The following is a 13896-nucleotide window of genomic DNA, read 5'->3' as shown; positions in this document are numbered from 1 at the left end:
GGCGCGCTTTTTTGTTGCATGGGAATCAATTCAAGACCATGGATGAGTCATGATTACACCGGCACAACAGACACTCTTTCTCCCCTTCGATCAGGACATTCTGGATATGCCCGAAGAGGGGCAATCCTTTCTTGCGTGTGGTCTTTCTGCGGATCGGCGTCTTGAGGACGAATTGAAACAGGCGCTGACCTTCCTGCAGCCCTGGCGCCCCGATTGGCTGGTGCTGGAAAAGGAGGGCTTCAAGACAGTTCCCAGATTGGGTGAGGAGAAGCGTTTTTCCGGCGGGCTACTGTTGCTCGGAAAACATCGCGGGCGCAATGAGGCGTGGTTTGCGGAGCTTCTGGCGCGTGTTGAGCCGGGTGGATGGATTGCCGTGTCAGGCGACAAGAAGCTCGGCATTGACAGTTTTCGAAAATGGGCCAGCAATATCGCCGAGATCAGCGACCGCATGTCGAAGAACCATGCCGTGGTGTTCTGGCTCAGACGACCAGTCGACCTCACCGATGAATTCATCGCGGCTCTGAAGCCGCTTGCGACCGATATTGACGATGTGTTCCGCACAGAACCCGGCATGTTCTCGCACGGTGTTATCGATAAGGGTTCGGCGCTGCTCGTGCCGCATATGGAAAAGATTTTTTTTGGTAACGTCGCCGATCTTGGCGCCGGTTGGGGCTATCTTGCGGCGCAATGCTTGAAGTTTGCAGATCGCATCAAGTCTATCGATCTCTATGAAGCCGATTATGAGGCGCTGGAAGCGGCGCGCGGCAATCTGGAGCGGCTTGGTGCATCAGTGCCGATCAGCTTCAACTGGTTCGATGTGACGAGTGAAAAGATGGCAGGCATCTACGACACCGTGATTATGAACCCACCGTTCCATGAGGGGCGGGTGACGGATGTTTCGCTTGGTCAGGCGTTCATTGCCGCTGCCGCGTCACGCCTGAAGCCGGGCGGGCGTCTGCTTATGGTCGCAAACCGGCAATTGCCTTATGAGACGACGCTCAAAGGACTGTTCAAGAATGTGACTCTTCTCGAAGAGGCGAACGGTTTCAAAATCTTCGATGCGAAGAAATAAATAAAAAGGCCGCCCAGAAGGCGGCCTTTTTACAAGATGGCTTGGCTTATTCACCGCGCTCCGCGTCAGAGCTTTTCAGCTCTTCAAGCGTCGGCATGGAGACGATGTTGTAGCCGGAATCCACATAATGGACTTCACCGGTGACACCGCTCGAGAGATCAGACAGAAGATAAACTGCCGATTTGCCGACATCATCGATGTCGACGGTACGGCGCAGCGGCGAGTTACGGCGCTGATAGCTGAAGATTGCGCGGGCGTCGCCAATACCGGCACCGGCAAGCGTACGCACCGGACCGGCCGAAATGGCGTTGACGCGGATGCCCTGCGGACCGTAATCGGCAGCAAGATAACGCACCATGGCTTCAAGCGCGGCTTTGGCAACGCCCATGACGTTATAGTTCGGGATGGTGCGCGTGGAACCGCCATAGGTCAGCGTCAGGATCGAGCCGCCGTCCTTCATGAGTTTTTCAGCGCGCTGTGCCATTTCCGTGAAGGAGTAGGCGGAAATCACCATTGTGCGGCTGAAATTTTCGCGCGTGGTGACGTCTGCGTAGCGACCCTTCAGTTCGGTCTTGTCGGAGAAGCCGATGGCGTGAACGATGAAATCGAGCTTGCCCCACTTCTTTTCGACTTCGGCAAAGACCGCATCGACCGACTCGATATCTTCAACATCGCAAGGCAGTACGAAATCAGAGCCGACCTGTTCGGCCAGCGGCTTTACGCGCTTGCCGAGTGCATCACCTTGATAGGTGAAGGCCAGTTCAGCGCCCTGTGCTGCGAGTTGCTTTGAAATTCCCCAAGCGAGTGAGTGATTATTCGCGACCCCCATGATGAGGCCGCGTTTGCCTTTCATCAAACCTTCCATATTTTCCCTCTCCCTCAGCCCTGGTAACGCTGGAAAACCAGCGTCGCATTGGTGCCGCCAAATCCGAAGGAGTTGGAGAGCACGGTATTGAGCTGAGCGTTGTCAATGCGCTTGCGAACGATAGGCATGTCCGCGAAGGCAGGGTCCAGTTCTTCGATATGTGCGCTTTCGCAAATGAAATTGTTGTGCATCATCAAAAGCGAGTAGATCGCTTCCTGCACACCGGTTGCACCGAGCGAGTGGCCGGTCAGCGACTTGGTCGCAGCAATCGGCGGGCAGGCGTCGCCTGAGCCGAAGACCTGACGGATCGCATCGATTTCCGGGGCGTCGCCAGCTGGCGTCGAGGTGGCGTGTGGATTGATATAGTCGATTTTGCCCTTGACGGTCGAAAGGGCCATCTTCATGCAGCGGATTGCGCCTTCGCCGGATGGGGCGACCATGTCGTAACCGTCAGACGTCGCGCCATAGCCGACGATTTCGCCGTAAATCTTGGCGCCGCGGGCCAGTGCGGTTTCGAGGTCTTCCAGCACCAGCACGCCAGCACCGCCAGCAATGACGAAGCCGTCGCGGTTCTTGTCATAGGCACGCGATGCAGTGGATGGCGTGTCGTTATACTTGCTCGACATGGCGCCCATGGCGTCGAACAGGACCGAAAGCGTCCAGTCGAGGTCTTCGCAGCCGCCTGCGAACATGCGGTCCTGCTTGCCATACTGGATCATTTCGAACGCATTGCCGATGCAATGGTTGGAAGTCGCGCAGGCCGAAGAAATCGAATAGTTGATGCCCTTGATCTTGAAGAAGGTCGCAAGCGTCGCGGAAGCCGTCGAGCTCATGGCTTTTGGCACGGCAAACGGGCCGACGCGCTTTGGGCCTTTTTCGCGGGTGATGTCGGCAGAATCGACAATGGTGCGGGTCGAAGGACCGCCGGAACCCATGATGATGCCGGTGCGGTCGTTGGAGACTTCCTCTTCGGAAAGCCCCGCATCCGCAATGGCCTGATCCATCGCAATATGGTTCCAGGCCGTGCCACGGCCATGGAAGCGCATCGCGCGACGATCGACCAGTGCTTCGACGTCGATATTCGGAGCGCCGTGCACCTGACAACGGAAGCCGAGCTCGGCATATTCCTCAGCGCGGGAGATGCCGGACTTTGCTTCACGCAGCGAAGCCGTGACCTCTTCGGTGTTGTTACCAATCGAGGATACGATCCCCATACCCGTTACGACCACACGCCGCATCGCGTTCTCCTTTACACCTGATCCGTGAGCGACGTGTCCATCATGCGGACTGCCGCCTGTTCGCGGTTACATAGGTGCGATCTTCGCATGTTTTGAGCGCGGCCGCATGAAAACTGTTCACTTTTTGCAGTCGCGCTCGTGGATGATGGTGATTGAGGCGCCTTACTGGCCCTCGCTGTCCTTCGACAGGCCGACGCGCAGGTCAGACGCCCGGTAGATGGTTTCGCCATCGGCTTTCAGCCAGCCGTCAGCCGTGCCGAGCACGAGGCGGCCACGCATGACGCGCTTGAAATCGATGCCATATTCGAGAAGCTTGGTATGCGGACGCACCATGCCCTTGAACTTCACTTCACCGGTGGAGAGAGCCATACCGCGACCCGGCTCGCCGAGCCAGCCGAGGAAGAAACCGGTCAGCTGCCACATGCCATCAAGACCGAGGCAGCCCGGCATGATCGGATTGCCCATGAAATGACACGGGAAATACCAGTCATCGGGGCGCACATCATACTCGGCGCGGATATAGCCCTTGTCGAACTCACCACCGGTTTCGGAAATATCGGTGATGCGATGGACCATCAGCATCGGAGGCAGGGGAAGCTGAGCATTGCCGGGGCCGAACATCTCGCCGCGTGCGCAGGCCAGGAGTTCTTCATACCCATAGCTTGATTTCTGTTCTGCCATTACGCCTCCCTTGAGGTTCATTCTGTATCGACCGGCAATCCGGCCCGGTTGTAGGTTTCACCGGAACATCCCTACCACAGACTGTTTCCGGCAGTAAAATCATGCATTGAGTTATTTGGGGGTTTATCCGAAAAACCGGCCAATTCCCAAGCCTATTGATACTTATTTCGCAACGGCATATATCAATGTCAGTATGCAATGGGCAACAGCCCGTTTGACGATTGATGATTTTGCAACAAGCTTGTGACGGAACCAACGGTGAATATGCAGTCTTCACATACCCACTCGACGGTCTCGATGGAAGAGCAGCTCCGCCGCGCGGGCCTGCGTCCGACGCGGCAGCGCGTTGCGCTTGCGAGCCTGATCTTCGCCCAGGGCGATCGCCATCTGTCTGCAGAAGACCTGCACGAAGAGGCCGTGATGGCCGACGTGCCGGTGTCTCTGGCGACGGTTTACAACACGCTGCACCAGTTCACGGAAGCCGGTATGCTGCGTATCATCGCGGTTGAGGGCTCGAAGACTTATTTCGATACGAATATCTCGGATCACCAGCATTTCTTCCTCGAAGGCGAAAATGTCGTGTTCGATATTCCACACGGCGAAAGAGGTCAGCCTACGGTTGCCAACATGCCGGATGCGCCGCATGGCATGGAAATCGTGAACGTGGATATTATCGTTCGCCTGCGCCGCAAGAGCCAGTAACGAGTGCTCCTTTTAGTTGGACATGAAAAGAAAGCGGCCATGGCCGCTTTTTTGTTGCCTATTGGACCGTATGGGGCTGAAAAGGGATAAAGTTCTGCACCCCCGGCTGAATCGCCTCCCAAGCTTCAGCCGTACACATTCCAAGGAGATATCATGCGTAAGCTACTTGTCGCCGCGACCATTCTCGCCGTGTTCACCGCTGGCAGCGCCTTTGCAAAGACCGTCCGGATCGGAGTGACGCCGGGGCCGCACGCTCAGATCATGGAGAAGGTGAAGGAAGTCGCCGAGAAGAACGGTCTTGAAATCGATATTCAGGAATTCTCGGATTATGTCATCCCGAACATGGCGCTAGCGGATGGCGCACTGGAAGCCAACTCCTTCCAGCATAAGCCCTATCTCGATAATCAGGTTGCCGATCGTGGCTTCGACATTGTGAGCGTTGCCGAGACGGTCAACTTTCCGATGGGGCTGTATTCAAAGAAGCTGAAGAATATTTCGGAGTTGGCCGACGGCGCGACAATTGCGATCCCCAATGATCCGACCAATGGTGGTCGCGCTTTGCTGGTTCTTGCTGAAAACGGCATCATAAAAATCGACCCGGCCAAGGGGCTGAAGGTCAGTGCCCTCGATATCGTTGAAAACCCGAAGAACCTCAAATTCGTTGAACTCGATGCGGCACAGCTTCCGCGTTCGATGGAAGACGTCGATGCGGCCGTCATCAACACCAACTATGCCATGGAAGCTGGCTTGAACCCGGCAACCGATCCGCTGGTGCGGGAAGGCGAGAAAGCGCCTTACATCAATATTCTCGTCGTTCGCACCGCCGATAAGGATGCCGACTGGGTGAAAACCCTGATCTCATCCTACCACAGCGATGAAGTGAAGGAATTCATCGCCACGACGTTCAAGGGATCGGTGGCGCCTGCCTGGTGATATTCCGAGGTGGAGGCGGGGCGATTTTTCGCCCCGCTCGCTTATCAGCCCTTCAGTTCCATCCGGATGTTGCGAAAGGGAAGGCCTTCATCGTCTTCCGATCGCTGACTGGTTATCTTGAAGCCGAGACGGCTGTAGAAACGACATGCCCGCTCATTGTCGACATAAACTTCAAGCGATAACTCGCCTTTCAATGCCAATGCATGGCGGATCAGAATTCGCCCTGTTCCGCAGCCTTGCACGTCAGGATCGACAAACAGCCCGCCGATAAAGCTATCCAGCAAGCCGATAAAGCCAATCGGCCTGTCATTGATCGTGGCAACCCATGTTTCTGCCTTCTCGAGATAGACATCTTCGATGAGTTTGCGCTGGTCTTGAAGCCGATCTCCTCCGAGAAAGGAATGGGCCTCCAAGGAGGCGCGATACCAGATGGACGACAGGGATGGCTTGTCCGACGCCTGATAGGCGCGGATTATCACATCATGATTTTTCATGGTCTTCCAGAGTTTTGAATATGCACAAGAGTTCCGCCTTACGGGCGGGTTCAAATCCGTTAAAACGGTCGCGATGAACGTCTGCGCATAAAACTCCTTTGAAACTCAATTCAGAGCGCACTTCGATCTGATTGAATGAGATCGACGCTCTGATCGCAATATCGGTTCGTGTCTGGCGAAGTCAAGCTTGCCCGGTTCTCTTATCCCACTCCGTGAGAGCGAAGTCAGTCGAAGACTTCGCCCGGATAAACACCCCACAGGTCCGATTGCTTGATCCAGCCGCGTACGCCGCCCATGTCCACCCGACACCATTGACCAGTGCATTCGCGTACGGTGCCGACTACACCCGGTTCGATTTCGGCAGCAAGTCCCGATGTGTCGGCGGCATCGCGGCGCATATTGATCATCGAACCCTGATTATTCTTGAGCCAGGGAGCTGTGATGGCAGTTCGCTTTCCGGAAAGCAGCGACTGGTAGACCCAGCCTTCCGTGCCGTCCGCATCGCGGATACGGCGCCAGTTGTCATATTCCTGGATGATCTCGACCGGCAGTCCCGCCTTCATGAAAAGCCATGAAACCGCATAGTCGCGCCCCGGTCCGATGCGCAGATTGACGCGTGCGGGTTTAAGGCTGACGAAACGTGGCACGGGAAGTCCGCTTGCGCCGACAGTTGTGCCCGCGGGCTCTGCGGCCCGTGCGGCATGCCTGTGTGAAGCGCCAAGCGGCGCCAGTATGAAAAAAAATGCCAGAAAGCCTAGCGTGGCTATCCAAAAGCGTTGCGAAAGTACTCTGTACAAACTGCGACCTCTCGCCGTCCTGTCACGACAGAACGGTAGTAGCTTCAGCAGTTTACGGGGGCTGCGAGGCGACGTTGCCGTCCTGTTTTCAGATCGCACATCTGTCTGTGTGGAACAGATCGAAAGCAATCTAATTGTTTGATTTTAAATGTATCTTTTCAGAAAATCGATGTGGACTTTCCAAGAGACACCTGAAGTTTCCGGTTTTTCTTTGTCTTTGCCGCTTCGCCTTGATAGAGATGTTCAGCCGAAGCAATATCCCATATTGCACCGCCTTGGTTAAGGAGGTCTCAACATGAAGCTTCGGTTAACGCATTTTCGGGAAAAGTGGGGGTCGGTTTTCCGCTGGAAATGTGCAGGAAATTTCTTGGAGCGTGCCCTGCCAGTTGGTTACAATACGGGCTGTTCCCGGGGCTTTGCTCAACGATGGGGTGGAGATGTCGAACAAGAAGAAACCGCTGGTCGTTCTTACGAGAAAACTGCCGGACCCAGTGGAAACCCGAATGCGGGAACTGTTTGATGCGCGTCTGAATATAGACGACCACCGCATGAATCAGCCGGAAATCATCGCTGCGATGAAAGAAGCCGACGTTCTGGTGCCTTGCATCACGGATGTGATTGATGCGGCTGCAATCGAACAGGCTGGTCCCAACCTCAAGCTCATCGCAAATTTCGGCAATGGCGTGGACAATATCGACGTCGCAGCCGCTGCAAAGCGCGGTATCACGGTCACCAATACACCGAATGTTCTCACCGAAGACACTGCCGACATGACCTTGGCGCTGCTCCTGTCGGTGCCAAGACGCCTGGTTGAAGGTGCCAATGTGCTGGGCGAGCGCCACGGACAATGGCCAGGCTGGTCTCCGACCTGGATGCTCGGACGGCGCATCTGGGGCAAGCGCCTCGGGATTGTCGGCATGGGACGCATCGGCACGGCTGTCGCCCGCCGCGCCAAGGCTTTCGGGCTTTCCATTCACTATCACAACCGCAAGCGCGTCAATCCTGAAGTCGAGGAAGAACTGGAAGCGACCTATTGGGATAGCCTCGACCAGATGCTGGCCCGGATGGATATCATCTCGGTCAACTGCCCTTCGACGCCTGCCACATTCCATCTGCTGTCCGCACGCCGCATCGCGCTGATGCAGCCGACTGCCTATATGGTCAACACAGCACGCGGCCAGATCATTGACGAGAATGCCCTGATCGAGCTGATCGAACAAGGCAAGCTTGCCGGGGCGGGGCTGGATGTTTTCGAGAACGAGCCGGCGGTCAATCCGCGACTGCTGGCGCTTGCCGAAAAGGGCAAGGTCGTCCTGTTGCCGCATATGGGATCGGCCACTATGGAAGGCCGCATCGATATGGGCGACAAAGTCATCATCAATATCAAGGCTTTTGTCGACGGGCACCGCCCGCCCGATCGCGTATTGCCGAACCGGGTTTAATTTTTCCGGCTCGCGGTCTTCGTTTCTTCGGCGTTTTTGCCGTCAATGAAACGAAGCACCGTATGCGCATAGAGACGCGGATTTTCGACCGGGACGCCGTGCCCGGCATCGGGCAGAATGATCAATTCAGCACCCGGTATCTGGCTGGCGATGAACTCCGTATGTTCGCGTGTGATGGCCGTGTCGCGGTCTCCGATCACAATCGCCGTGCGCACGCTGATGCCGGACAAGTCCTCGTCCGTAAAGTTCGGCTCGTTCGCCCACAGCGCGTGGATTTCCTTGTCGATGCTCTCATAGTGGCGCAGTTCCGGTATCGGTTTTCCTTCGGCGCGGGCCTCGGCATAACCGGTGTTGCCGTCAGGCGTGACGTTTGCCGCCTGCGCAAACAGGCTTGTCAGCCGTTCAGGATAGCGCATGGCGATGTCGAGGCCGATAATGCCGCCATCGCTCCAGCCGACGAGATCGACCTTGTCGATGTGGAGAAAGTCGAGCAGCGCCACATAGTCGTCGGCCATCAGTCCATAGGTGATCGGATCATCGGTGCGGGTGGAGCGTCCCTGTCCGCGACTGTCGGCAACGATTACGGTGTGGTCGCGCGCAAGGATCGGAAGCTGTGCATCCCATACATGCTGGTCGGACAGGCCGCCGGGAATAAGCAGGATTGGCGAGCCTTCGCCGACGATCCGGTAATACATTTCTATGCCGTTGACTTCGGCAAAGGCGGCAGGCGACGCGGGAATGGTCATGCGTGCAATTCTCTCAGGTGAAACGGGGGATGGAAAAGACAAAACAAAGCCGATCAGCAAAGCGGCTATCGTCAATGTGGTCTTTCCCTTCATGGATCCCCGGTCTCATTTTCAGGGTCTGCGGATAAGCGTCGGCAGATTGTAGAGATAGGCAATGCGCTTGATGGCGTCCTGCAGCGGTTCCAGCGTGACGGTCATCGTATGACCGCTCGCATGGATCAGCATGTCAGGCGAGGCACAGATGGCGACGTGGCCCTTCCAGAAGACCAGATCGCCGCGCTTCAAATTCGAATAGGTCGCATCGGGTTCGATGATTTCGCCGAGCGTATCCTGCTGCATGTCGGAATCGCGCAGAACCTTGCGGCCTGTCACCCACATGCACAATTGCACAAGGCCGGAGCAGTCGATGCCGAAGCCCGATGTGCCGCCCCACAGATAAGGCGTATGAAGAAGGGTTTCGGCGACCGCCACATAGTCGGCTGCATGTTCACCGACTAGCGCAAGGTGGCTTGCGATCAGCGCCTCGCCGCTTTCCAGCAGCGCATATTTCGTACCGCGCGTTTCGGCTGCGCCGACGATGCGCACGCGCGAGCCGAGCGACAGCGCCTTGGTGTGCGGGAAACGCAGATCAGAGCCGGGATAGACGAAAGTACGCGGCACAATGACCAGATGTGTTTCGGCGCCAGCAGTCTGCTCCAGCGTGGCAGAGGAGACATAACCCGTATAGCCGTCGCGTTCTGCCTGGACCCACGACCAGCCGTCCATTTCCTCGAAGACACGAACGGGATCGCCGAAAATCATCTGTGTCTGCGGACCGCTATCCATACGCGGTTCGGCGCGCAGATCGACAACGGATGCGGAAACCTGCATCGGCGTTCCGGCGGTAAAACGCGCCGCTTCCACCTGACCGGTCAGCCGTTGATCGGCGAGGTCGGGGCGATAGGCGTTGAGGCGGCGGTCAAGCATGGTCAAAGTGGTAACTCCCTGGCTTTGGCGATCACCAGATCGCCCAGTCTTTCAACATACAGTGCACCGGCGACCGTCCTCTTTACTAGCACGTTTCGCCGGTCTTTTTCATCACGATGCCGGGAGACGAGCTCAAGCGCGCCCATCGTGTCGAGCGCGCGGGTAATCACCGGCTTGGTGACGTTCAGTTTTGCTGCGAGTCCCCGCACGGTATGCGGCGGGGGCTCCAGATAAATGGTCAGGAGAATGGCTGCCTGTCGCGTGGTGAGATCGGGCATCTCATCACGCACCTGTTCCAGCGACAGGGTTCTCAGCAATGTCAGCGCCTGCAAAGGTTTCAGCTCAATTGGCATCCGGCTCCACCAAAAAGGGGATTGTTTCGGAACCGTTTTATTCAATCTGCTTTCGATGTTTCAGGCAAGTGGATTCAGCGCGTCGGGTAACGCTCCTTCAAAAACTGGTAAAGAGCGCGAATGGCTTGCGCTTCACCGCCGACCGGGGAAGCGGGTTTTTCAACCGGTACCCAGCCGAAAATGTCGAAATGCGCCCAGCTTTGAGCCTTTTCGACGAATTTGCTGAGGAAGAGCGCTGCCGTAACCGATCCTGCAAAGCCGTCGGTGGTTACATTGTTGATGTCGGCGATCCGTGAGGACAGTTTCTGCGCATAGGGCTTCCAGAGCGGCATGCGCCATAGCGGGTCTGCCGTAGCATCAGCACTTTGCGCAATCGAAGCGGCAAGTCCGTCATCATGCGTGTAGAATGGCGGCAGATCGGGGCCCAGCGCGACACGCGCAGCCCCTGTCAGCGTCGCCATGTCGATCAGAAGTGCAGGTTCTTCTTCATCGGCAAGCGCAAGCGCGTCGGCAAGAACCAACCGGCCTTCCGCATCGGTATTGCCGATTTCGACGGTCAGGCCCTTGCGGCTTTGCAACACGTCACCCGGACGGAAGGCATTACCGGCAATCGAATTCTCCACCGCCGGGATCAATACACGCAGCCGCACCGGCAGTTGCGCGTCCATGATCATGGAGGCGAGGCCCAGCACATTGGCGGCTCCGCCCATGTCCTTCTTCATCAGCAACATGCCGCTTGCCGGTTTGATGTCGAGGCCGCCGGTATCGAAGCAGACGCCCTTGCCAACCAGCGTGATTTTCGGGTCGCTTGCCTTGCCCCAGCTAAGATCGATCAGGCGTGGCGCAATAGCGCCAGCACGACCGACCGCATGGATCATCGGAAAATTCTTCTCCAGAAGCGCATCGCCTTCGGTAACGGCAATATCGGCTTTGTACTTGGACGCCAGTTCACGGGCCGCATTTTCGAGAGCATCTGGTCCCATATCGTTGGTCGGCGTGTTGATGAGATCGCGCACCAGCATAACCGCCGCGGCGATGCGGCGGATTTCCGCTTCGTCCACGCCATCGGGCAGAGCGAGGCGGATCGCCTTGCCATTGGCCTTGCGATAACGCGTAAAACTATAAGCGCCCATCAGGAAGCCGAGAACGGCAAGGGCCGCCTCATCGACCGCGCCTTCGATATGCCAGTCTCCTTCCGGAAGGCTGCGCGCCAGCTTTCCGGCCAGAAGCTGCGACTGGCTGCCCTTTTCCTCGCTGCCTGTTCCGAAAAGCGCACCTGACACCGATCCGCCTGCGCCGGGGAGGATGAGCACTCGTCCGGCTTCGCCGTCAAACCCGTTGGCCCTAGCCCATGCAATTGCATCGGCGGGAAGACCGGCGGTTTCCAGTCCGCCTGTCGGCGTAAACCAGATCGGACGGCTTTGTTCGGATTTTTGGGAAAGAAGTTCGACAGACATGATGCTCTTTCTGACCAGTAAGCGATGTCCGGCAAAAGCACTGGCATTTTGTCGGAAGTTCATAAAACAAACAGATACCGCGCCTCCCGAAAAGTGTGAAACGGTTTTCGGATAAGATGCGCGCTAAAACAAACAGATAGCGTGATTATTGCCGCGCGGAAACAGAAACCGCAATCGCTATATTAACCAATCGTTAGGGTTAACAGATTATTGATTTAGCAGAAATTGGGCTTGAGGGTGAAAACCAGAGACTAAAGCATGTTGGATGCGCGACGCGCTTTAGCAGGAGAGGCGGGATGCTGAACATCGTTCGAAAAGACGTTATCGCAACACGTCTTGGTTTCGCCTGTATTCTTTCAGCATTGGTTATTTCCGGCTGCACATCCGTCGACCGGACCACGACCGGTTCGGTCCGCCGCGCGGCGACTGTCGCCACTTTCGATCACATGAACGACGCGCAGCTTGCTGCGATGGCCGGGCGGCTCGGCGCGCAATACGAGCGCAATCCGAAGGACCGTCAGACGGCGCTCAACTATGCCAATGTGCTGGCGCGCCTTGGCCGCAACGATCAGGCGCTGGCCGTCATGCGGGCACTCGCCATTGTCTATCCGAAAGATCAGGCTGTTCTTTCGGCTTATGGCAAGGCGCTTGCGGGTGCAGGCCAGTTTGAAGGCGCACTTGATGCCGTTCGCCGCGCACAGAACCCGGCCTATCCCGACTGGAAACTGGTTTCCGCAGAAGGCGCCATTCTCGACCAGATGGGCAGGAAGGAAGAAGCGCGCGCGACTTATCAGAAGGCGCTGCAGCTTCAGCCGAATGAACCGTCGATCATCTCCAATATGGGGATGTCCTATCTTCTGGCAGGCGATGCACGAACTGCCGAAACCTATTTCAAGCAGGCCGCTGCCGCTCCGGGCGCCGACAGCCGCGTGCGTCAGAACCTCGCGCTGTCAGTCGGTTTGCAAGGCCGCTTTCAGGAGGCGGAAGCGATTGCCGCGCGCGAGATTTCTCCGCAACAGGCTAAGGCCAATACGGATTATCTTCGTTCCATGCTGGCCCAGCAGAACTCCTGGAACATGCTCAAGGACAAGCCGAAGGGCTGAGGCCTCTCTTAGTTTTCGTCATGTCTGAATGAACGGTTGTCAGTTACCGCCAAACAATCCGCCCTGCGCCGAAATCTGGATGAAGGCCGGGCCGAGGATGACGATAAAGAGTACCGGCAGGAAGAAAACGATCATCGGCACGGTCAGCTTTGGCGGCAGGGCCGCAGCCTTCTTTTCGGCGTCCAGCAGACGTAAATCGCGGCTTTCCTGAGAAAGCGTGCGAAGCGCCTGCGACACCGGGGTGCCGTAACGCTCGGCTTGAATCAGTGCCTGCGTCACGGACTTCACCGGATCCAGCCCCGTGCGATTGGCGAGGTTTTCATAGGCCTGACGGCGCTCCGGCAGGAAGGAAAGCTCAGCATTGGTCAGCATCAGTTCTTCGGCAAGCTCGACGGATTGAATACCGATTTCATCGGCCACCCGGCGAAAGGCAGCTTCCGTGGACATGCCCGATTCGACGCAGATGAGCATCAGGTCGAGCGCGTCCGGCCATGCGCGACGGATGGATTGCTTGCGCTTGGTTGCCCTGTTGGAGACGTAAAGGTTCGGCGCATAGAAACCGGCATAGCCAGCGAAAATGCAGACGAGCAAACGAACGAAGAAGGTTTGATCGGCAAGCACACCGAGCATAAAAATGTAGATGGCGGCAATCAACATGGCGCCGAAAGGCAGCACAAAGCGCAGAAACAGAAAGATGTTGAGAGGGTTTTGCCCCCGGAAGCCTGCTTGTCTGAGCGAAGCGATCGTCTTTTCGTCGGCAAGCGCGCGCTTGAGATCAAGCCTTTCGACGAATTCGCGGATGCCCTGTTTCTGCTGATGCCGCAGGCTGTTGCGGCGGTCGCTTTCTGCTGCAAGACGGGCGCGCTCCCGTGAGCGAATGGCTTCGCGCTCGGTGGCGACCGATTTCATGCGTGATTTGAGCGCGCTGCCGCTCAGAACCGGCATGAGGATCGTTACTACAGTTGCAAAAACCGCAACCGTGATCAAAGCGCCGATGAGAAACTGCGGGTCGGTCAATTTTTGTGTGAGGAGAGAAAACATGTCCGG

General features: G+C 56.9%; 15 protein-coding genes. 5 read left to right on the top strand and 10 right to left on the bottom strand.

The window, feature by feature from the left end:
- The first annotated feature begins 49 nt into the window (after positions 1-49).
- Positions 50-1072 (top strand): class I SAM-dependent methyltransferase, encoded by a 1023-nt coding sequence (locus OANT_RS03825; protein ID WP_012090987.1) that lies wholly within the window; start codon positions 50-52, stop codon positions 1070-1072.
- Positions 1073-1118: 46 nt separating this feature from the next.
- Here the strand turns inward: OANT_RS03825 and fabI are convergent, their stop codons facing one another.
- The 3 genes from fabI to fabA all read right to left on the bottom strand — a co-directional run bounded on the left by fabI (position 1119) and on the right by fabA (position 3856).
- Positions 1119-1937, bottom strand: coding sequence for an enoyl-ACP reductase FabI (gene fabI / locus OANT_RS03820; RefSeq protein ID WP_010657782.1), 819 nt, complete (start codon positions 1935-1937; stop codon positions 1119-1121).
- Positions 1938-1951: 14 nt separating this feature from the next.
- Positions 1952-3175: a beta-ketoacyl-ACP synthase I gene (gene fabB / locus OANT_RS03815; protein WP_012090986.1), complete on the bottom strand. Its 1224-nt coding sequence runs from the start codon at positions 3173-3175 to the stop codon at positions 1952-1954.
- 162 nt (positions 3176-3337) lie between these two features.
- Positions 3338-3856 carry a 3-hydroxyacyl-[acyl-carrier-protein] dehydratase FabA gene (gene fabA / locus OANT_RS03810; protein WP_010657784.1) on the bottom strand — a complete coding sequence of 173 codons (519 nt, stop codon included), beginning with the start codon at positions 3854-3856 and terminating at the stop codon, positions 3338-3340.
- A gap of 264 nt (positions 3857-4120) precedes the next feature.
- Here fabA and irrA point away from each other — a divergent pair, with 264 nt between their 5' ends.
- Both irrA and OANT_RS03800 read left to right on the top strand, forming a co-directional pair.
- A complete protein-coding gene (irrA, locus tag OANT_RS03805; RefSeq protein WP_012090985.1) occupies positions 4121-4558 on the top strand; it encodes an iron response transcriptional regulator IrrA in 438 nt (145 codons plus the stop codon).
- Between the two features lie 153 nt (positions 4559-4711).
- Positions 4712-5491, top strand: coding sequence for a MetQ/NlpA family ABC transporter substrate-binding protein (locus OANT_RS03800; protein ID WP_012090984.1), 780 nt, complete (start codon positions 4712-4714; stop codon positions 5489-5491).
- A gap of 44 nt (positions 5492-5535) precedes the next feature.
- Here the strand turns inward: OANT_RS03800 and OANT_RS03795 are convergent, their stop codons facing one another.
- Positions 5536-5985, bottom strand: coding sequence for a GNAT family N-acetyltransferase (locus OANT_RS03795; RefSeq protein WP_012090983.1), 450 nt, complete (start codon positions 5983-5985; stop codon positions 5536-5538).
- 224 nt (positions 5986-6209) lie between these two features.
- On the bottom strand, positions 6210-6782 hold the full coding sequence (locus tag OANT_RS03790) for an SH3 domain-containing protein (protein WP_012090982.1): 573 nt from the start codon (positions 6780-6782) through the stop codon (positions 6210-6212).
- A 437-nt stretch (positions 6783-7219) separates the two neighbouring features.
- Between OANT_RS03790 and OANT_RS03785 the strand changes: the two genes are divergently transcribed.
- A complete protein-coding gene (locus OANT_RS03785; RefSeq protein WP_010657789.1) occupies positions 7220-8224 on the top strand; it encodes a 2-hydroxyacid dehydrogenase in 1005 nt (334 codons plus the stop codon).
- Here OANT_RS03785 and OANT_RS03780 read toward each other — a convergent pair.
- The 4 genes from OANT_RS03780 to OANT_RS03765 all read right to left on the bottom strand — a co-directional run bounded on the left by OANT_RS03780 (position 8221) and on the right by OANT_RS03765 (position 11746).
- Positions 8221-9063: an alpha/beta fold hydrolase gene (locus OANT_RS03780; protein WP_012090981.1), complete on the bottom strand. Its 843-nt coding sequence runs from the start codon at positions 9061-9063 to the stop codon at positions 8221-8223. The genes OANT_RS03785 and OANT_RS03780 overlap by 4 nt on opposite strands.
- A gap of 18 nt (positions 9064-9081) precedes the next feature.
- The gene (locus tag OANT_RS03775; RefSeq protein ID WP_172488808.1) at positions 9082-9936 is read right to left on the bottom strand and encodes a C40 family peptidase; all 855 of its coding nucleotides are present in this window, start codon (positions 9934-9936) and stop codon (positions 9082-9084) included.
- Between the two features lie 2 nt (positions 9937-9938).
- Positions 9939-10289, bottom strand: a complete 351-nt coding sequence (locus OANT_RS03770; protein WP_010657792.1) for a MarR family transcriptional regulator — start codon at positions 10287-10289, stop codon at positions 9939-9941.
- A 74-nt stretch (positions 10290-10363) separates the two neighbouring features.
- Complete coding sequence (locus tag OANT_RS03765; protein ID WP_012090979.1) at positions 10364-11746, bottom strand: leucyl aminopeptidase family protein; 1383 nt, start codon at positions 11744-11746, stop codon at positions 10364-10366.
- Positions 11747-12042: 296 nt separating this feature from the next.
- Between OANT_RS03765 and OANT_RS03760 the strand changes: the two genes are divergently transcribed.
- Entirely contained in the window at positions 12043-12849 is an 807-nt protein-coding gene (locus OANT_RS03760) for a tetratricopeptide repeat protein (RefSeq protein ID WP_012090978.1), read from the top strand.
- Between the two features lie 39 nt (positions 12850-12888).
- Here OANT_RS03760 and OANT_RS03755 read toward each other — a convergent pair whose 3' ends face one another.
- Entirely contained in the window at positions 12889-13890 is a 1002-nt protein-coding gene (locus tag OANT_RS03755) for a type II secretion system F family protein (protein WP_012090977.1), read from the bottom strand.
- Between the last annotated feature and the right edge of the window lie 6 nt (positions 13891-13896).

It is taken from the genome of Brucella anthropi ATCC 49188 (assembly GCF_000017405.1).
GTDB classification, from domain to species: Bacteria; Pseudomonadota; Alphaproteobacteria; order Rhizobiales; family Rhizobiaceae; genus Brucella; species Brucella anthropi.
The sequence above is the reverse complement of the archived record's forward strand: the minus strand, read 5'-3'. Positions and strand labels throughout refer to the sequence as shown.